Here is a 19222-nt window from a genome sequence, read left to right as displayed (position 1 = left end):
ACGCTCTATTTTTTTTGAATTATTTAATTGTTTTGCTTAATTCTAACATGGCTTCAATTGGTTTTAAAGCTTTTAGACGAAGTTCTTCATCCATTGCAATTTCTGGCAATTCGTATTTCATACATAAATACAATTTTTCCAAAGTATTTCTTTTCATAAAGAAACATTCAGAACAATTACAGCTTTCATCATAAACCAACGCTGGAATCAATTGTTTTTCGGGAACACGTTTTTTCATTTCGTGGAGAATTCCTTCTTCTGTTGCGACGATAAATTTCTGACAATCGTCTTTTTGAACATAATCTAACAACGCAGAAGTAGAACCAATAAAATGAGCTAAATCTAGCACCGCAGTTTCAGATTCTGGATGAGCAATTAATTTAGCATCTGGATTTTCTGCCAATTGTTTGGCAATTCTTTCCATAGAAAAAGCTTCGTGAACAATGCAGCTTCCGTTCCATAGAATCATATCTCTGCCTGTTTTTTTCTCTAAATATCTTCCGAGATTTTTATCTGGCGCAAAAATTATAGGTTTATCTTTTGGCAAAGCATTGATAATGGTTTCGGCATTAGAACTGGTAACAATAATATCAGATTCTGCTTTGGTTTCCGCATTGCAATTGATATAAGTTGCGATAAGAGCATCTGGATGTTTTTCTCTCATTTCTCTCAAACCTTCGCCACTACAACCATCTGCCAAACTGCAACCTGCCAACAAATCTGGCAAAACCACTTTTTTGGTAGGATTGAGAATTTTTGCAGCTTCTGCCATAAAATGAACTCCACAAAAGGCAATCATATCTGCATCTGTTTCTTTTGCAGCTCTTGCCAATTGAAGAGAATCTCCGAGATAATCTGCAATATCTTGAATTTCGCCAAGTTGATAATAATGCGCCAAAATCACCGCATTTTTTTCTTTTTTGAGTTCCAAAATGGCTTTTACCAATTCTTCACCTTGCGGAATTTGAAATTCTGACAAATCTAAAAAACCTTTTACAGGCATATTAGAAATTGCTGAGTCTAATGTATGTTTCATAATTTTTTGTAAAACAAGGTCTAAAAAATTTCTATATTATATTGTTGCAATAATCCTGGAAGATTTTCTAAAGAAAATTTTGCTTTCTTTATTCTATTTATTTCGGGATTAATTTTATAGTTAATAGCTTCTGTAAAATCTGCTTTTTCCAGATTAGTATTTTCAAAAATCGCACCTAATAAATCTGATTTACAAAAAACAGATTGAAATAAATTGGCTTCTGCGAAATCTGCCTCACGGATAATACATTCTTGAAAAATGGTTTTCCTAATGTCTTTTTTGTAGAATGTAGTATGCGTAAGATTACAACCCATAAAACTAAAATTCAACCCAAAATCGTTCACATTTTCAAAATTAACACCTAGCATTTTAGCGTTTTTAAACTTCACGCCTCTCAAAATGGTTTTGTTTAGCTTAATTAAGCTCAAATCACAATCTGAAAATTCGCATTCTTGAAAAGATATTTCGGAAAAATCACATTCGGAAAAATTACAATTTCTGAAAATACAATATTCGTATTCTCCTTTTTGCAAAGGATTTTCTGAAAAATTTACTTTCTCGTATATTTTTTCTGAAAAAAAACTCATCTTATCTAATGAAATTTTCTACCAATCTTTCTATTTCTTTTTTAGAAACTTCTAAATCGTCATTCACTACAATTACATCAAAATCGTCTGCATAAGACATTTCGTGTTTGGCTTTTGCCACTCTGGTTTTTATGGTTTCTAAATCGTCTGTTGCTCTGGAAATTAATCTTCGCTCTAATTCTTCAATTGAAGGCGGTGCAATAAAAATTGAAAGCGCTTGCTCTCCGAAAATCTTTTTCAAATTAACGCCTCCTACTACATCTACATCAAAAATTACAACTTTTCCTTCGCTCCAAGTTCTTTCAACTTCAGATTTTAAAGTTCCGTAAAATTTATCGTGATACACTTCTTCGAATTCTACAAAAGCATCTTCAGAAATGAGTTTTTTAAATTCTTCTACCGAAAGGAAAAAATAATCTTTCCCATGAATTTCTTCACCTCGCAAAGCTCTTGTTGTAGCCGAAATAGAAAATTGCAACTGCGGAAAAACTTGTAAACAATGTTTTACCAAAGTGGTTTTTCCACTTCCTGAAGGTGCCGAAAATATAATTACTTTGTTCATAAATATGTTGGATGCTGGATGTTGGGTGCAGGAAGTTTACATCAAACATCCAGCGCCCGACATCCAATTTTTACAAAACATTTAAAGTTTGTTCTTTAATTTTTTCTAAATCGTCTTTCATCATTACCACCAATCTTTGGATTTCGTGGTGATTGGCTTTAGAACCCAATGTGTTGATTTCTCTGCCAATTTCTTGCGAAATAAAACCTAGTTTTTTACCATTCAAGTCTTCATTTTTCATTACTTCATTATAATATTTGAGGTGTTGCGCAAGTCTTACTTTTTCTTCAGAAATATCTAATTTTTCGGTATAATAAGCCATTTCTTGGTAAAATCTTGTCTCATCTACGTTTTCGAATTCTCTCAAAGTATTTTGGTAACGTTCTTTTACAGCAACCATTCTTTCTTCTTCAAAAGGAATTACCTTGCCTAGATTCTCTTCAATATTTTTAAGATTTTTAGACAATTCTTCTTGTAAAATTGAACCTTCGGTTTTTCTGAAATCCAAAAATTTTCCTACCGCTTCTTTCACTAGAGAAAGCAACAATTGCCATTCTTCTTCGCTTAATTCTGCAGGTTTTCCGTTAATAGCTTCGGGCATTCTAATTGCCATTTTAAGATATTCATATTCTTCTGCATTAGGAGAAATTTCTCTTAACTGATTGATGTAAGATTTCACAATTTCTTGGTTAATTTTCACATCATTAGCATCTTCAATATTCTCACAATTGATGTAGCAATCTATCTTACCACGGAAAATGGTATCGTTAAGATATTTTCTAACTTCGAATTCTTTTTCTTTGTAACGAAGTGGTATTCTGATATTTAAGTCAAAAGTTTTACTATTAAGAGATTTAAGTTCTACTGTAATTTTTTTTCCTTCAAAAATTCCTTCGGCTCTCCCAAAGCCTGTCATTGATAAAATCATAACTATATGTATCTAAGTACAAAGATAAGAAAAGATGCGCTAACAAAAGGAAAAACTAAAGAGATAGCAAAATGTGGAAAAGTTGAATCTTATAAGATTTTAAAATCTTTAAAAAAATTGTAATTTTGCAGACTATGAAAAGATGGTACCTCTACCCTTTTTCCTTGGTTTATCATTTTGTAACTGCTAGCAGAAACAGAATGTACGATTGGGGAATTTTTTCTTCTACGAAATTTAAAACTCCGATAATTGGTGTCGGTAATTTATCTGTTGGCGGAAGTGGTAAATCGCCAATGGTAATGTATTTGGCAGATTTATTGTCCAAAAACTTCAGAACCGGCGTTTTATCAAGAGGTTACGGAAGGAAAACCAAAGGCTACGGAATTGTAAACTACGACAGTACTTATAAAATGGTAGGCGACGAAGCTATGCAATTGTTCGAACGTTTTAGAAACAGATTTGTAATTGGTGTTTGTGAAGACCGAGTTTTTGGCGCAAAAAAAATTATTAGAGATATGGATTTGGACGTTCTTTTGTTAGACGACAGCTATCAACACAGAAGAATAAAACCAGGTTTCAATATTTTATTGACAGATTATAACGACCCATATTTTAAAGATTTTGTATTACCAGCTGGTAACCTTAGAGAATCTAGACGTGGCGCAAAACGTTCGGATATAATTGTGGTAACGAAATGCCCAGAAATTTTAACCGAAGAAAAAAAACAGTTTTACATCAATAAAATTAAGCCAAGACATTATCAAAAAGTGTTCTTTTCGAGTATTAATTATGACGAAAATGTGGTGAACAAACGCCAACAAATTCCGGTGCAAAATCTTAATTATTACGACATTCTTTTGGTAACGGGTATTGCAAATCCTAGTCTTATTTTAAAAGAATTAAAAAAATATACTCCGAAAATAAAACACCTGAAATATGGTGACCACCATTCTTTTACACTTGCAGATATAGACAATATTAAAAAAGAGTACCAGAAATTAGGTGAGTATAGAATTATTTTAACTACAGAAAAAGACTTTGTTCGTCTAAAATCATTCGACCTTATTAGAGAAAAAATCTATTATTGGCCCATAAATGTAGAAATAGACCGCAAGGAAGAATTCGATCAAATTATAGAGAATTATGTTAGAAAAAATTAAACAGACTGCTGATTTTATTAAAAATATAATCCAAGAAACTCCAGATTTTGCGATTGTTTTAGGTTCAGGATTGGGAAAACTTCAAAACGAAGTAGAAGCAATTCACAGTTTAGAATATCACGAAATTCCTAATTTCCCTCAAACTACCGTTGCAGGACACGGAGGTAAACTTATTTATGGAATTTTAGAAGGCAAAAAAGTATTGATGATGAGTGGAAGATTCCACTATTACGAAGGACATGATATACAAACTGTTACCTTTCCTTTTAGAGTTTTTAAACTTCTAGGAATTCAGAATTTAATTGTTTCTAACGCTTCTGGTGGCGTAAACCCTAACTTTAGAGTTGCTGATATTATGATTATTGAAGATCATATTAACATGATGCCTGAACATCCGCTTCGTGGTAAAAATATCGACGAATTAGGACCGAGATTTGTAGATATGAGTGAACCTTACAACAGAAAAATGATTGCTGTAGCCGAAGATGTTGCTAAAAAAGAAGGAATTTCTGCTCATAAAGGAGTTTATTTAGCATTACAAGGGCCAACTTTTGAAACTCCAGCAGAATACGGAATGGTGAAAGCGGTAGGCGGAGATGCTGTAGGAATGAGCACAGTGCCAGAAGTAATTGTTGCAAAACACATGGGAATGGATTGTTTCGGAATTTCTATTATTACAGACGTTGGCGGACCAGACATTGCCTTCACGGTATCGCACGAAGAAGTGCTAGAAGCAGCAAACAAAGCAATGCCAAACGTTATAAAAATTGTAAAAGGTTTGGTTAAAAACTATTAATAAAAGTTGGAAGATGGAAATCTGACGATAAAAGTTGATATAATATAGAACGTTTCAAATTTTTTGAAGCGTTTTTTGTTTCAAAATTTCTAAAAACTATCAAATCTTTATCTTTGTGTATGGAATTTCCTCAGCGAAAAATAATACATGTAGATATGGACGCATTTTATGCTTCTGTAGAACAGTATGACAATCCTGAGCTTAAAGGAAAACCAATTGCTGTAGGAGGAGAACACAGAGGTGTAGTAGCTGCGGCAAGTTACGAAGCGAGGAAATTTGGAGTTCGCTCTGCTATGTCTAGTAAAATTGCTAAAGAAAAATGTCCGCAACTTATTTTTGTAAAACCGAGGTTTCATCGGTACAAAGAAATATCGCAGAAAATTAGAGAAATTTTTCATCAATACACAGATTTGGTAGAACCACTTTCTTTAGACGAAGCTTATCTAGACGTTACCGAAAACAAAAAAGGAATAGAATCTGCCAACGATATTGCTAAAGAAATTCGACAAAAAATCTTTAAAGAAACAGGTCTTACAGCTTCTGCTGGCATTTCTGTGAATAAATTTTTGGCTAAAGTGGCTTCGGATATTAATAAACCAAACGGACAAAAAACCATTCATCCTACAAAAATTCTAGCATTTTTAGAAGAATTACCCATTGAAAAATTCTACGGAATTGGTAAGGTTACCGCCAACAAAATGTACAGTTATCAAATTTTTAAAGGAAAAGATTTAAAAGTAAAACCTTTAGAAGAATTGGTAAGATTATTTGGAAAATCTGGCGCTTATTATTACAATGTAGTGCGAGGAATTCATCATGGAGAAGTAAAACCGCACAGAATACAGAAAAGTGTAGGCGTAGAACATACTTTTTGGGATGACATTAATGAAGATGAAGAACTTCAACTGAAATTACAATCTCTAAGTGACGAACTGGAAAGCAGACTTTCTAAAAGAGAAATAAAAGGAAAAACCTTGACTTTGAAAATCAAATACAAAGATTTTACGCAATATACCCGAAGTAAAACGCAAGAAGTTTATTACGAAAACGCCCAAGATTTCTACGAAACATCTCAAAAACTTTGGGAATTAAGACCTTATAATAAAGCCATCAGATTGCTTGGATTATCACTTTCTAATCTCAATACCGAAGAAAAAAAACAAATTTCTGTACAACTGAAAATTCCGTTTGAGGAGTTTAAATAATAATCTCTACTTCAATATTTCTTGTAAAACAGAAACTTTACCATCAATGGGTTCTGTAATTTTAAGACCTAGTATTTTTGCAACTAAAGGATAAACGTTTACGTTAGAAAACTCGCCTATTTCAAAATTATTCTTGAAAACATCTCCCCAAGCATAAAAAACAGCTTTCATTTCTGGCGTTTTTCTTGGGTTGTAACCGTGTTTTCCTACGGAAGTAGATTTTCCTTTCTCCAAAAATATTTTGGGAGCGTTCGGCACTAAAAGAATTTGTCCAATTCTGTTGTACTTATCATCTTTTGTTCTGTAATGTAATTTTCTTGGAAATCTTTTGGTAAGAATTACTTTGTAATCATCTGTTTTATTAGATTTTAATTGATGATAAACTGCTTTTATCTCGTTTGGATTTTTCACTACAACTCTCAATAAAGTTTGAGAATTATAAATATCAAAACGCTCTTTATCAAGCAATATTTCTGGAATTGAAAGTGGATTTTCTTTGTCAACTTTTATCATTCCGTGGTCTGAAACGAAGATGAAATTTACATTTTTAAGTCCTAGTTCATTTACCTTTTTCACCAAATTACCCATTGCAACATCTACCAATTTCACGGCATTTTTAGTTTCATCAGATTCTGGACCATAATGATGTCCAGCAGCATCAACTTCTGGAAAATACAACGAAATAAAATGTGGACGAACGTCTTCTGGCAGCTTTAGCCAATTAATTACTTTAGAAATTTTTTCTTCGGGAGTAAATTTTTCGTGGTAATGGTAGTAATAAGTTGGTCTTGCTTCGCCAGCATCACTTGCAGAACCTACCCATTGTAAAGATGCAGAAACTACACCTTGTTTTTCTGCCAAACTCCAAAGCGGAACGCCTCCGTACCAAGAACCATCTTCTGCATTTTCTTTTTTGCTCATCGCATAAAATTCTTTTCTTGAATAATCATAGAAAAAATTATCTACCAAACCGTGATGTGAAGGATACAAACCTGTAATTAAACTCCAATGGTTTGGAAATGTAATGCTAGGAAAACTCGGCAACATTGCTTTTGCACTTACCCCTTGATTAGAAAACTTCAGAAGATTTTCGGCATTATATTTTTTGGCATAATCATATCTAAATCCATCAGTAGAAATAAAAATTAAATATGGTTTTTCTTTGGCTAATGTAGAATTTACTCTATTTGGAAGAACTACTTGTGCTGTATCTGCAGATTTATTTTGCGCAAATGAAAAAAATAAAAAAAACAGTATTAAAAATGAAAAAAAACGCTTCATATAGAAAAATTTTAACAAAGGTAAACTCTTTCTATTTTATGCAAAAATTTTCAAGTTTAAAAATATATTAAAACAAAATAATTCTTTATCAATAAAAAAGGTTGTCCTTTCGAGACAACCCATCTTTTTTGCGTTTTTATAACTTACTAAGCAATTGAACTTTGCCGTGCATTTCTTTTGAGGCAACCAAAATTAAAGCACTTTTTTCCTGTTTTCATAATAATGAAGCTTATCACCTTCTTCCTTTTTGATGATTTTTGTTGCTCCTTTGGTTAGAGAATAACTTTCGCCACTTCCTGCATTAATGAACTTTACAGCTTAATCGGTATCGTTTTTAATTTTAATATCGAATTTTTCGGCATACATACTTGTAATACTTACTGAATTATCTTTGAAACTGCTCAAAGAGATAATTCCCATCGAAAGTATGGCTATAACCATCAAATTTCTCATAAAATTTATTTTTTTATTATTTTTTGTGTCTCTATTTTACCTTGTTTGTTGGTTATTTTGATGATATAAACTCCCGATGCTAGTTTAGAAACATCAATATTATTTTGTTGAGTTGTTATTATTTTTTGTCCATTCAAAGAAAACACTTCCACGGATTCCAACTTATTTTCAGATTTTACTATCAAAATATCTTTTACAGGATTTGGATAAAGTTTTACAGTATTATTTTTATTGAGCTCATTTATTCCCAAGGTTTCTGAGCTATAAAGAATTTCAACTTCGTTATCAGAAAGTGTTCTTGGATAAATTTTCAAATCATCATAAGCACCAACATACTTTCCTGTAGTGGCTCCCAAAAGACTTCCTAGATTAAAAACATTGTTACTAAAAGCATTCCAAGTGGTAAAAGTTCCTGATGCGCCAAGTACACCATTTACATATATTTTTGCAACTTTTGTTGATTCGTTATACATATATACGAGGTGTTTCCAAACACCTACCTCAGTGGTTGTGTTATACACCAAACTATTCGGAGTAGCATTGTTTATAATATAATTTGGATAAAATGAACCAAAATAAACTCTATCGCCTAAGCCTAAACCATAAGAAAATAAATCGTTAGTTGCATTGATTTGGGTTGGTTTTATCCAAAAAGAAATGGTTCTAGAACTATTTCCTGCAGGTAGATCTGTTATTGTAGCAGAAGTTCCTGTTCCATTGATATGCATTGCTTTGTTAACAGCACCAAATCTGTCATCAACAAAAGAAATCCCAGAATTATCTGCAAATGGACGTGTTCCTTTTGTATTGTTCAAAGTATTGTCAAACTTATATTCTGCAATCGGAGCCATTGTTTTTGTTTTAAAACTAAGAACATCAGAACTAGTAGTTCCTGTAGAATTAGTTGCCACGATTCGATAATAATATGTGGTATTTTCTGCTAACGAATTTAAAGTAAAAGAACCTGGAGTAGCGGTATTTCCCGTTGCAGAAAGACCAATAACCTGGTTAGTCATTGTAGCAGTACTTGTTCCGTAATTGATAACCGAAGTAGTATCAAAATTATTAGCTAACAAAGTATAATTAATTGCAGCAGAGGTATAATCTGAATTGGAACCAATGTCTCTAAGAACAGGTTTTGTGTTGTCTTGCGTTGCTACAAAATGATCCAAACTAGTATTGAAATAGCCTGATTTTCTATTCACTTCGATTATGATCTTCACGTGAGAACCTTCTGGAACAATATAAGAAGGAATTACACCACTAAAAATCTGGCATCCTGTAGAATAAGTAGTAAATGCATCCAAACTATGCACATTTGTACCTACTTTGTAACCAACAATAATTTCTGCACTAGGACTTGAATCATTGTTGGTATTTTGTAATCTATACTGAAATGAAAAATCGATGGATTTTCCGTTTGATATATATTCAGCTGTAGTTACAGAGCCAGACATTGTACTCGTAGCTGCATTAAAAAAAGTATTAAGCGAATAACTTCCTACACAAGGAATGGAATTGGATCTAACAAATCTGGAAGTAGACCAACCAGTTGGTAAAGTTGTATTTTCAAAACCTTCTGTGAAGGCAACTTGAGCTTTTGTAAAACCGAAGATCATAAATAATAAAAAGATAAAATTTGTTTTCATTGCAATAATGTTTTTAAAATGATGTTCCAAAAGTATCCTTAAATAGCAATTTTACAATTATCTAGTTAACCAAAGTATATTTTCGGTTAATTAAGCTATAAAAACAAATACTTTCATTAACCATAAAGCTATATTGGTTAACTATTTAACTATTTATTTCTAGTATTTTTTTATTTTTGTTAAAAGTATATGTATTTTGCATTTTAAAATTTTATTATTATTATTTTTATCTATTTATTTTAGGGGCTTTTCTCAAGATCCTTATTACTTTCACATTAATAAAAAGAATGGACTTCCCTCTAATTCTGTATATGATATTTTTCAAGATAGAACAGGATTTATTTGGTTTGCAACAGACAAAGGATTAGTTCAATATGATGGTTCAAAGTTTTCAGCGTTCACAGCAGAAACTCAAACTTCTATTTCTGGATCAAGTATTACTGAAGACAAATTTGGTAGAATATGGTATTGTAATTTTGATGGTTACTTGTATTATATAGAAAATAAGCAACTAAAAGCGTTAAATCAACCCGAGACCATTGGCTATTTCAAATATGGAATAGATGAAAATTTTTTATATTTAATTCAAAAAAATAAAGTTATTATTTATGATTTAAAAACATTGAAAATAAAGAAAGCCATTCCGATACAAGGTGAAAAAATAATCTACACCTTTTTTGATGATGGTAAATTTTTTGTGCTTTCTGATTGTCTATACGAGATATCTTCTGGGAAAATTAATACAAAATATAATCTTCCAAAAACAAAAAATAATATTTACCAGACGGCAATCATTCAAAAAACAACAAAAGGATTAATGATTGTTTCGAAAAACAATAGATCCTACTTCATTTTATCTGATGGAAAGTTTTCTGAAAAACAATTTCCTGAAGAAATTCCATATATCCAGAATTTATTTTATATTGATTATCAAAATTGGATTTGCTCTACTAAAGGAATTTATGCTTACAATTTTAAAGATAAGATCAAGAAAACTTCCAACTATTTTGCAGATTATAATATCTCATCAATCTACAAGGATAATCAAAACAATTATTGGATTTCTACACTAGACCAGGGAGTTTTGCTTGTAGAAAACTTCAAATCGAAATTATTACCGATGTCTTCGAGACCGTTTTCAATCATTCCCAAAAATGATCATTTTATAGTTTCTGCAGATCATGATAAGATTTTTGAGATTTCTAAAAAAGATTATTCTGTCACTCCAATATATTCCGGAAAAAGTAATCACCCAATAAGACAAATACTTGTAGATGGAGAAAATACATTTTTCACTGCTTCAACTTTCAAAATTCTTAATTCAAAGAACCAAATAGTTTCTGATTTTGTACTTTCTGTAAAAGAAATAAAGAGGATAAGCCACAAATATTATGCTTTTTCAGCAAGTGGAATCAACGGGATTTTCACGACAGACAAATCTACAAAAAGCCAATGGAAATATACGAAAAACTCCCAAATACCTCCAAATTCTAAATTGTTTTACAAGCCACTTCTACCATCAGTAAACGGAAAATCGGTTGCATACAATTCACAAAACAAAAACATATATTTTGCCACAAATAATGGTTTATTTACTGTAAAATCCAACAAAAGCAAAGAACTATTCTATCAAAACAAAAAACTGTTTGTTGCAAAGATTATAAATTATCAAAATACGTGTTATATACTTTCTACCAATGGAAAACTCTTTCTTATTTCTGAAAAAAATATTATTTCCAAAATTCCTATTCCGGCAAATCTTCATAATGATTTTTTTGAAAAAATAAAAATTATAGGAAATGAACTTTACATTTTCGGCGAAAAAAACATTTATACTTATTCTTTGACTTCAAAAAGATTTTCAAAAATATTCCCAAATACAAATGATTTGGAAATAAGTGATGTAGTTGTACAAAATAGCCAACATATCTTCGCAACTTCCAAAGGATTACTTTTTTCTGAGAAACAAAAAACAACAATTTCTGCACCAAAAATTATCATTAGTGATATTCTTGTAAACAACAAAAAATTGAATAACAATTATATCCAGAATTTAAACCATACTGAAAATAATCTCAACATTCAATTTTCAGTATTATCATATCTACCCAACCAAAATCTAGCAATTGAATTCAGAATAAACAATAAAGAATGGCAAAAATTAGACTCAGAAAGCAGAAGTCTTTATTTAAACTCCTTGTCCCCAGGAGATTACAAAATAGATTTCAGAACAAAAACCGACGACTATTTTTCCAAAATCAAAACTGTAAAATTCTGTATTTCAAAACCATTTTGGCTGCAACTTTGGTTTATTTTGCCTGTTATTTCACTCTTTCTATTTTTGATTTATCTTCTTTTCAAATACCGTGTTAGAAAAATAAGACAGCAAAACCAACTGCTCTTGGAAAAAATTCAGTTAGAGCAGAATATGAATCAATCGAAACTGAAAGCCATCAAATCTCAGATGAATCCGCACTTTTTCTATAATGCACTCAACACAATTCAGGCGTATATTTTATCTAATGAGAAAAAATTGGCTGTAAATTATTTGTCCAAATTTTCTCTGCTCACAAGAACCATTCTCGAAATGACAGAGAAAGATGATGTTAATATTTCTGAGGAAATCAAAACCATTACATTGTATCTAGAAATGGAAAATGCTCGTTTTGATGATAAACTGCAATACAACATTCAATGTGATGAAATCTTGGAATTTGAAAACCCTAAAATCCCATCAATGATGCTTCAACCTTATATAGAAAATGCAATAAAACACGGGCTTTTGCACAGAAAAGGCGAAAAAAAATTGCTTATATCATTCGGAAAAATTGATAATAATATTGTTATTAAAATTGATGATAACGGAATTGGCAGAAAAAAAAGCAACGAACTGAAACTTATCAAAAATAAAAAACATCTATCGTTTGCAACAGAAGCTATGCAAAAACGCATCGAGATTCTTAACAGTAACAAAGAAAATAAAATCTTTCTGCAATATATCGACAAAGAAAACAATGTAAGACAATCCACAGGAACAACGGTGATTATCACGGTTCCGATTGATTAAAACAATTGATTATGAAAGCCATTATTATAGATGACGAAAAGCAAGCCCGGGTTTCGCTTAGCCTTTTACTGAAAGAATATTGCCCGGAAATTGAGATTTGTGCCGATTGCGAAAACCTTCCAGAAGGCGTGAAAACCATTAGAAAATACAAACCCGACGTTGTATTTTTAGACATAGAAATGCCTGGACATAGCGGACTAGAGCTTCTTGATTTTTTTGATGAAAAAGAAATTGGATTTTCCATCATTTTCACAACAGCATATAATGAATATGCAGTTCAGGCTTTTAAACTTTCAGCTTTAGATTATTTGCTCAAACCTATTGTTCCCGAAGACTTGACCAATGCTATTTCTAAACTTAGAAAGCAGAAGAAAGACCAGTTTAGTATTTTCAGTGAAAATATTCTACAAGAAATACCTGAAAAAATCGCTATTCCATCTGGAAATGACCTTATTCTTCTCAATATTTCCGAAATATCACACATTAAAGGTGAAGGCGCTTATTCTGAAGTAGTTATGACCAACAAAACGAAATATTTAGTTAGTCGAAATCTCAAAAATTTTGAAGATGTTTTGTATAACGACAAACGATTTATTAGAATTCACAGGTCTTACATTATTAATTTTGATGAAGCTGTTTCTTATAGCAAATCTGATAACGGTTGGCTCAACTTGAAAAATGATGTTACAGTTCCTATTTCCAGTGAAAAAGTAAATCTCATTTTGGAAAAAATATCAATTGTAAAAAGATAAAATAATTGCAAAAAAATTGGCTGCTCGAAAAAGGCAGCCTTAAAAAAACTATTTCTTAATAAATTTTTCAGATATTGTATCACTAGGAGTTATAATATTTATGAGGTAAGTACCTTTATTTAAAGCGGAAACATTTAATTCAATATTATCACTATTAGCATTCATTTGTTTCACAAGTCTGCCAGAAAGGTCATATATTTCAATTTTTGATTTCTCATTTTTGAGTAATTTCACTTTTAAAATATCACTTGTAGGGTTTGGATAAATTCTTACTTCATTTAATTTAACATTTGAAGTAGCTAAAGATGAACTTGAAGATTCATAAACTACACTTCTTATTCTGTATATATAAGAAGAAGCACTCCAAGTAGAACCATCGTCATTACTTAATCTCAATCTTTTTGTAGTATCTGTTCCAACAGTTGATTCTCTAATTAGTGACATTGTAGGTGATGTACCTCCAGCGTATATAACTATAAAATATTCAATTCCAGATGTTACTGAAATTTTTAAATCAGACATATCAAAATAATTCCAAGTATATTTTGATATAGAACTTGGATCAATACTTTTAGATGAAATTAAAGTTCCCGGAACTCCGGAATTATTTGTTCTTACTTCAATAGTAAAAGAATCAGCTGTAAATATAGATCCTACATTAAAATAAACACCTCCCAAATATCCTGACATGTCAGGAGTAAAAAGTTCTCCTAATCTTGTTGTTGTAAATGAGTTTACATTTGTATTAGTAGATAAAGCATAAGGATATGTTTCGTTAATGTAAGTTTTTCTATTTTTTTTGTTTCCCATCATAGATGTTAAAGCCTGATAAACATCTAACTTACCATATCCCCATGTATAGCTAGGTACAACACCTGTACCAGCATCAGTTTGAGCATTTGTAATAAGAGCATTTTTAATTTCAGAATAAGTGGCAGTAGGTTTTGCTTGCAACATAAGGGCAATAGCACCAGTAACTACAGGGGTTGCCATACTTGTGCCAGACATTACTTGATAATAAGTTCCATCTACATTACTTGAGCTTGAAGTTGTAATTACACTTGGTGATAAAGCTGAAACAACAATCTCACCTACGGCAGCAATGTCGGGTTTTTGAGTACCATCTGTTAATGGACCATAAGAACTAAAAGTAGATAATCCATCTACCCTTTTAGATGTATCAGTATAAGAATAAGCACCTGGAGTCCCCGTTTTATTACTATACCAAGATAATGTTCCTGAATAAGAAGCAGTAGTAATAGCTGTTTTAGCAGCACCAGGAGACCCAATAAGGTAATTGCTATCTCCACCAATGATAGAAGCAACAATAGATGTGCCTGCATGATATTGCCAACCATTAGTAACGATATTAGATATTCCGTTGTTTGTAATAGCAATTGTCCAAGTTCCTGAAACATCAGAAGTACTACTCGATACTCTTTGTAAGAAAAAATCTAAATACCTATGATTATTACTAGAATCAATCAAATTATCAGCATATACTTTAATACCATTTAAGATTACATTTTGTTCTTTTTTTTCTCCAACATTTGATGTTACTGTCTCTCCACCAGGTGCAGTAATTACAGCAGAAAAATTATCTGAACTATTAGAATAAAGTAAAAACCCAAAAATATCAACTGTAGATGTATTGCTTCCTAAAGTAATACTTATTGTTCCTGTTGAACCTGGAGCAATAATATTCTGCTTATGAATATTTGAACCATTATCATTTCCTGCAGCAATAGCAACAACTCTACCGGGTCCAGAATTAGAAAAAAAGTCAACAGCTTCTTCTTCAGGACCTGTACCATCGTGCGCACTAAAATGCCCGCCGATACTCATATTTACTACAATTGGCTTTCCTAATGCTGTTGCTACATTATTAAAATAAGTAAGTCCATTAATAATATTAGTTTCAGAAAATGAAGAAACACCACCTCTCACAATAATTAAATCTGATTCTGGAGCCATCCCTGTATATTTTTTTGAAGTAAGAGCCATCCCGTTACCCGCAGCTGTGCCAGCAACATGAGTACCATGCCCATTAGTATCTGCTTCTCTTACAAATCCTGTTGTAACTCCTGCCAATTCATCATCTAATTGTGCTTTAGTATATTCTACACCATAAGAAAATCCAGACGGAGAAACTTCTGCCCCTGTGGGTATAAGCGTTTGATCCCACATTTTTAAAATTCTACTTTTTGTTTGATCTGTGGGGTCTTTAAAATCTGGATGCTTAAAATAATTACCTGTATCAAAAATCCCAACTAAAACACCTTTACCTTTATAGACAGTATTATTAAATTTACCTGCTTGTAATAAAGATGCTCCAGATTGACCTACAGCAATGTCGTTATTTACAGATAAAGTTTGAGGATATTTCACCTCTCTTACTTGTTCTAAAGTTGCTAATTTATCTAAATCATCTAATGTAATTAAAGCAGTAACAAATTTTGGTAATACAGATTGTACCAGAATTCCATTCTTCTTTAAAACATCTGGCTCCGTTGTGTAAATGATACAACTATATAGTACTTCACCCGTATTTCTAGATGAAATTTTCTGTACATCTGATGAAGTAGGAATTTGAATATTTTTTTTAGAAGATTTAATTAATTCTTTGTTCTCATATAGCATTTTAAAAGTTCTATCAAACTTAGAATTAACTTGAGCATTTAATATAGCAAATAAAACAATAAAAATTGTGCTTAATCTAAATTTCTCAAATAAATATTTTTTTTCCATATCCATTTAATTTTATTGCATATATACAATTTTTTTGAAAAAAGATTAAATACATCCCTCATAAAAATATCATTCTTATCAAAAAATCCCTTAAAACCGATGACATCCTTCTTATAATAAAATGCTTTAAAACTGAAAAAGAGCTAGAGTGGTTCCATTCTGACAACGCATATCTTTATGAAAAAAACAGAAAATTGTCAGAAGAAATCAAGGTCTCAAAATTAGAATTAATGACTCCTAAAGAAAAATTAGAACACTATCGTCTAAAATTTTAAATGATTTTAATTAATTGTCGAATAATATAATAAATGAAAAGCATTACACATTATTTGGAAAAGCATTCTGAAAGACAGTAATAAATTACGAGAAGCTAAACTTGTAAGTGCATATAATTATGTAAAAAAAGCATCTACAAATAAAACCGCTTTACATCTATTCAAATAAATGTAACAATTAATCATTAGCTATAAAAAATAATATGAAACTCACAAAAGAGCAAATTAAAGAAATAGTTATTAAAATTTTTAAAAATTTAAAATAGACCGCAATGATAAATATCCAATCAAAGTATTCTTTGATGAAAAAAGTGATATTTTTTTTCAAAAAGCTATATTAGGCTAGTTATCATGACTATTTTAAGTTATTAAAAAGAGTGAAAAAGATAGGAATTATCATTATAATTCATGATAAAAAATATGATTGGAGTTTCATTTTTTCCAGAGCCTAGTCCAATAGAATTAGATAAAAATTCAGAACAAAAGCTCTCTCCTTATGGTTGAAGCAATAATTTTAATGAATCTTTTAAACCAACTCTTAAAATAACGTTTCTTTTTTTAGAAATAATTAATACTTGTTTTAATTTTGCAACCGCTTTCAAAAAATTTGAGAGCGGTTTTTATTTTAATTTCCCTTCATCAAAAGCTTTCTTTAGCAAAACATCAAAAGTATCTGCCATATCTTGTGATGCTTGTTCTATTTTTGGACGAAGCATTTTTTTAACTTTTTCTAATTCTACATTGGCTTCCGTCCAGCTTGTTCCGTTATTGTGACAATTTAAGGTAAAAGGAATCATTCTATCAACGGCATTGGCAAAAATAGCATCTTCGGTTTCTCCAGCTTCAAATTCTAACCAAAGATTAAGAAATTCAGTTCTTAAAGGTTCGTCCAAAATTCCAAAAATTCTCTTTGCCGAAACCAATTCTCTATCAAATTTCCCTTCGTTTGCTTTGTCGTCAAATAAAAAAGTGTCTCCAGCATCAATTTCTACCACATCATGAATAGACAACATTTTGAGCACTCTTCCCAAATCTATTTTTTCTTTATTTCTGGTATAAGGATAAAGAATTTGTGCAAAAACCACTACTTGCCAAGAATGTTCTGCGGTATTTTCTCTTCTGGAATTATCTAAATTAAAATTTCTTCGGCTTACATTTTTAAGAGCGTCTATTGCTAAAACAAACTCTATTTCTTTCTCTAAAATCATAGTGCAAATTTAAAAAGAATTATCCCTAAAAAAGAATGTATTCTCAGCATACAAAAAATAAATAAGATACAATGGTAGTTTTCATCAATAAAATGTGAGTATTGATAAAAATCATGCACTCAATGTAATAAAAGTTACATTTATCCAATTTCTGCATTCTTAGATTTGTATAGAAAACAAGGATAAAATTTTCCTCAAAAACATTTCAATAACAACAAATAATAAGGATATGAAAATTTTAGTAGTGGGTGGTAATTTTGCTGGAGCAACTGCCGCCTTAGAAATAAAAAGAAAACTAAAAGACAAAGTAGATGTTACTTTGATAGACCGAAACGAAAACTTCGTTTACATTCCGTCTCTTATTTGGGTACCTATAAGAAGAAGAGAAGTAAGTGAAATTATCGTTCCTAGAAAAAGAGTTTTAGAAAAAAAAAGAGTAAAATTTGTTTTAGACACTGCTATAAAAGTAGAACCCGATGAAAACAAAGTATATTGCGAAAACGGAACTTACGATTATGACCAACTAATTATCGCCACAGGCCCCAAAGTAAATTTCGATATTGCACCCGGAATTAAAGAAAATGCTTGTTATATTGGCACACCTCCAGGAGCTATGCACACTCGCGAAAAATTAGAAGAATTTAAAGAAAATCCTGGTCCTATTGTTATTGGAGCTACACAAAATGCTGGTTGCATGGGCGCAGCTTACGAATTTTTATTCAATATAGAAAAATGGTTAAGAGAACAAAATCTTCGTAAAAAGGTAGATTTATATTGGGTTACTCCAGAGCCTTTTTTAGGACATTTCGGAATTGAAGGAATGCCTCTTGGCGAAGGAATGTTAAAAAAATTTATGGAAATGTTCAACATTAAATACCGAACGAGTGTTGGCATTAAAGAAGTACAAAAAGACAAAGTAATTCTTTCTACGGGAGAAGAAATTCAATCTAATTTCACCATGTTGATGCCTCCATTTGTAGGAGTAGATTTTGTAGCAAATTCGCCTAAACTAGAAACTCCGCCAAATAATTTTATCCCTATTTTAGATAATTACAGACACGAAAAAATTAAAAATATTTGGGGAGCGGGTTTAGCAGTAAATGTAAAACCGCCTTTCACTGGAACAGAAATTCCGTTTACCATTCCAAAGACTGGTTATCCAAGTGATGAAACGGGTAAAATTGTTGCCGAAAACGTTATTAGAACCATCAATGGAAGAACCGACCTTAAAGAAAAACCTTGGGGAAAAATTACAGGTTTGTGCATAATGGATGCTGGTAAAAAAGAAGTAATTATCGTAAGTGATACTCTTTTCAAACCTAGAAAATTTGCAATTATGCTTCCGAATATTTTATTTGACATCAATAAAGTCTTCCTCGAAAAATATTTCCTTTGGAAATTAAGAAACGGATATTCTTTCTTGCCATAAAAAACGAAACGTATTTTTATAGTAAAACGAAAACCTCCCCAAAAAGGAGGTTTTTATGTTTTATCATTGAAATATAACAAAGCAAA

Annotated in this window: 15 protein-coding genes; 6 read left to right on the top strand and 9 right to left on the bottom strand. The window is 31.2% G+C overall.

Features of this window, described 5'->3' with window-relative positions:
- Nucleotides 1–19 precede the first annotated feature (19 nt).
- The 4 genes from nadA to QM746_RS05995 all read right to left on the bottom strand — a co-directional run bounded on the left by nadA (nt 20) and on the right by QM746_RS05995 (nt 3113).
- Nucleotides 20–1036, bottom strand: coding sequence for a quinolinate synthase NadA (nadA, locus tag QM746_RS06010; RefSeq protein WP_414983388.1), 1017 nt, complete (start codon nt 1034–1036; stop codon nt 20–22).
- Between the two features lie 20 nt (nt 1037–1056).
- Nucleotides 1057–1623 (bottom strand): pentapeptide repeat-containing protein, encoded by a 567-nt coding sequence (locus QM746_RS06005; protein ID WP_414983387.1) that lies wholly within the window; start codon nt 1621–1623, stop codon nt 1057–1059.
- A gap of 1 nt (nt 1624) precedes the next feature.
- Nucleotides 1625–2185, bottom strand: coding sequence for a guanylate kinase (gene gmk / locus QM746_RS06000; protein ID WP_414983386.1), 561 nt, complete (start codon nt 2183–2185; stop codon nt 1625–1627).
- Between the two features lie 70 nt (nt 2186–2255).
- On the bottom strand, nt 2256–3113 hold the full coding sequence (locus QM746_RS05995) for a YicC/YloC family endoribonuclease (protein ID WP_414983385.1): 858 nt from the start codon (nt 3111–3113) through the stop codon (nt 2256–2258).
- 134 nt (nt 3114–3247) lie between these two features.
- On the opposite strand from QM746_RS05995, the gene lpxK reads away from it, so the two are divergent.
- The 3 genes from lpxK to dinB all read left to right on the top strand — a co-directional run bounded on the left by lpxK (nt 3248) and on the right by dinB (nt 6274).
- Nucleotides 3248–4273: a tetraacyldisaccharide 4'-kinase gene (gene lpxK, locus QM746_RS05990; protein WP_374364051.1), complete on the top strand. Its 1026-nt coding sequence runs from the start codon at nt 3248–3250 to the stop codon at nt 4271–4273.
- The gene (locus QM746_RS05985; protein WP_414983384.1) at nt 4257–5069 is read left to right on the top strand and encodes a purine-nucleoside phosphorylase; all 813 of its coding nucleotides are present in this window, start codon (nt 4257–4259) and stop codon (nt 5067–5069) included. Before lpxK ends, QM746_RS05985 begins: the two co-directional genes overlap by 17 nt.
- A 119-nt stretch (nt 5070–5188) precedes the next feature.
- The gene (gene dinB / locus QM746_RS05980) at nt 5189–6274 is read left to right on the top strand and encodes a DNA polymerase IV (protein WP_414983383.1); all 1086 of its coding nucleotides are present in this window, start codon (nt 5189–5191) and stop codon (nt 6272–6274) included.
- Between the two features lie 6 nt (nt 6275–6280).
- On the opposite strand, the gene QM746_RS05975 is transcribed toward dinB, so the two are convergent.
- From QM746_RS05975 to QM746_RS05965, 3 genes are all read right to left on the bottom strand, one after another.
- Nucleotides 6281–7555 (bottom strand): ectonucleotide pyrophosphatase/phosphodiesterase, encoded by a 1275-nt coding sequence (locus QM746_RS05975; RefSeq protein WP_414983382.1) that lies wholly within the window; start codon nt 7553–7555, stop codon nt 6281–6283.
- A gap of 318 nt (nt 7556–7873) precedes the next feature.
- On the bottom strand, nt 7874–8008 hold the full coding sequence (locus tag QM746_RS05970) for a hypothetical protein (protein WP_414983381.1): 135 nt from the start codon (nt 8006–8008) through the stop codon (nt 7874–7876).
- A 5-nt stretch (nt 8009–8013) separates the two neighbouring features.
- Nucleotides 8014–9657: a LamG-like jellyroll fold domain-containing protein gene (locus QM746_RS05965; protein ID WP_414983380.1), complete on the bottom strand. Its 1644-nt coding sequence runs from the start codon at nt 9655–9657 to the stop codon at nt 8014–8016.
- Nucleotides 9658–9853: 196 nt separating this feature from the next.
- On the opposite strand from QM746_RS05965, the gene QM746_RS05960 reads away from it, so the two are divergent.
- Both QM746_RS05960 and QM746_RS05955 read left to right on the top strand, forming a co-directional pair.
- Nucleotides 9854–12724, top strand: a complete 2871-nt coding sequence (locus QM746_RS05960; protein WP_414983379.1) for a histidine kinase — start codon at nt 9854–9856, stop codon at nt 12722–12724.
- A gap of 11 nt (nt 12725–12735) precedes the next feature.
- A complete protein-coding gene (locus tag QM746_RS05955; RefSeq protein WP_414983378.1) occupies nt 12736–13476 on the top strand; it encodes a LytR/AlgR family response regulator transcription factor in 741 nt (246 codons plus the stop codon).
- 48 nt (nt 13477–13524) lie between these two features.
- Here QM746_RS05955 and QM746_RS05950 read toward each other — a convergent pair whose 3' ends face one another.
- Nucleotides 13525–16224: a S8/S53 family peptidase gene (locus QM746_RS05950; protein WP_414983377.1), complete on the bottom strand. Its 2700-nt coding sequence runs from the start codon at nt 16222–16224 to the stop codon at nt 13525–13527.
- 895 nt (nt 16225–17119) lie between these two features.
- The gene (locus QM746_RS05945) at nt 17120–17707 is read right to left on the bottom strand and encodes an HD domain-containing protein (RefSeq protein WP_414983376.1); all 588 of its coding nucleotides are present in this window, start codon (nt 17705–17707) and stop codon (nt 17120–17122) included.
- Nucleotides 17708–17936: 229 nt separating this feature from the next.
- Here QM746_RS05945 and QM746_RS05940 point away from each other — a divergent pair, with 229 nt between their 5' ends.
- Nucleotides 17937–19136, top strand: a complete 1200-nt coding sequence (locus tag QM746_RS05940; protein WP_414983375.1) for an NAD(P)/FAD-dependent oxidoreductase — start codon at nt 17937–17939, stop codon at nt 19134–19136.
- Nucleotides 19137–19222 lie beyond the last annotated feature (86 nt).

The organism is Cloacibacterium sp. (assembly GCF_047601505.1).
Taxonomy (GTDB): domain Bacteria; phylum Bacteroidota; class Bacteroidia; order Flavobacteriales; family Weeksellaceae; genus Cloacibacterium.
This window is presented reverse-complemented; position numbering and strand designations above follow the sequence as displayed.

Bases quoted from the DNA above. Each gene is read 5' to 3' on its own strand.
- nadA (WP_414983388.1), bottom strand. From the start codon at position 1,036: ATGAAACATACATTAGACTCAGCAATTTCTAATATGCCTGTAAAAGGT.
- QM746_RS06005 (WP_414983387.1), bottom strand. From the start codon at position 1,623: ATGAGTTTTTTTTCAGAAAAAATATACGAGAAAGTAAATTTTTCAGAA.
- gmk (WP_414983386.1), bottom strand. From the start codon at position 2,185: ATGAACAAAGTAATTATATTTTCGGCACCTTCAGGAAGTGGAAAAACC.
- QM746_RS05995 (WP_414983385.1), bottom strand. From the start codon at position 3,113: ATGATTTTATCAATGACAGGCTTTGGGAGAGCCGAAGGAATTTTTGAA.
- lpxK (WP_374364051.1), top strand. From the start codon at position 3,248: ATGAAAAGATGGTACCTCTACCCTTTTTCCTTGGTTTATCATTTTGTA.
- QM746_RS05985 (WP_414983384.1), top strand. From the start codon at position 4,257: ATGTTAGAAAAAATTAAACAGACTGCTGATTTTATTAAAAATATAATC.
- dinB (WP_414983383.1), top strand. From the start codon at position 5,189: ATGGAATTTCCTCAGCGAAAAATAATACATGTAGATATGGACGCATTT.
- QM746_RS05975 (WP_414983382.1), bottom strand. From the start codon at position 7,555: ATGAAGCGTTTTTTTTCATTTTTAATACTGTTTTTTTTATTTTTTTCA.
- QM746_RS05970 (WP_414983381.1), bottom strand. From the start codon at position 8,008: ATGAGAAATTTGATGGTTATAGCCATACTTTCGATGGGAATTATCTCT.
- QM746_RS05965 (WP_414983380.1), bottom strand. From the start codon at position 9,657: ATGAAAACAAATTTTATCTTTTTATTATTTATGATCTTCGGTTTTACA.
- QM746_RS05955 (WP_414983378.1), top strand. From the start codon at position 12,736: ATGAAAGCCATTATTATAGATGACGAAAAGCAAGCCCGGGTTTCGCTT.
- QM746_RS05950 (WP_414983377.1), bottom strand. From the start codon at position 16,224: ATGGAAAAAAAATATTTATTTGAGAAATTTAGATTAAGCACAATTTTT.
- QM746_RS05945 (WP_414983376.1), bottom strand. From the start codon at position 17,707: ATGATTTTAGAGAAAGAAATAGAGTTTGTTTTAGCAATAGACGCTCTT.
- QM746_RS05940 (WP_414983375.1), top strand. From the start codon at position 17,937: ATGAAAATTTTAGTAGTGGGTGGTAATTTTGCTGGAGCAACTGCCGCC.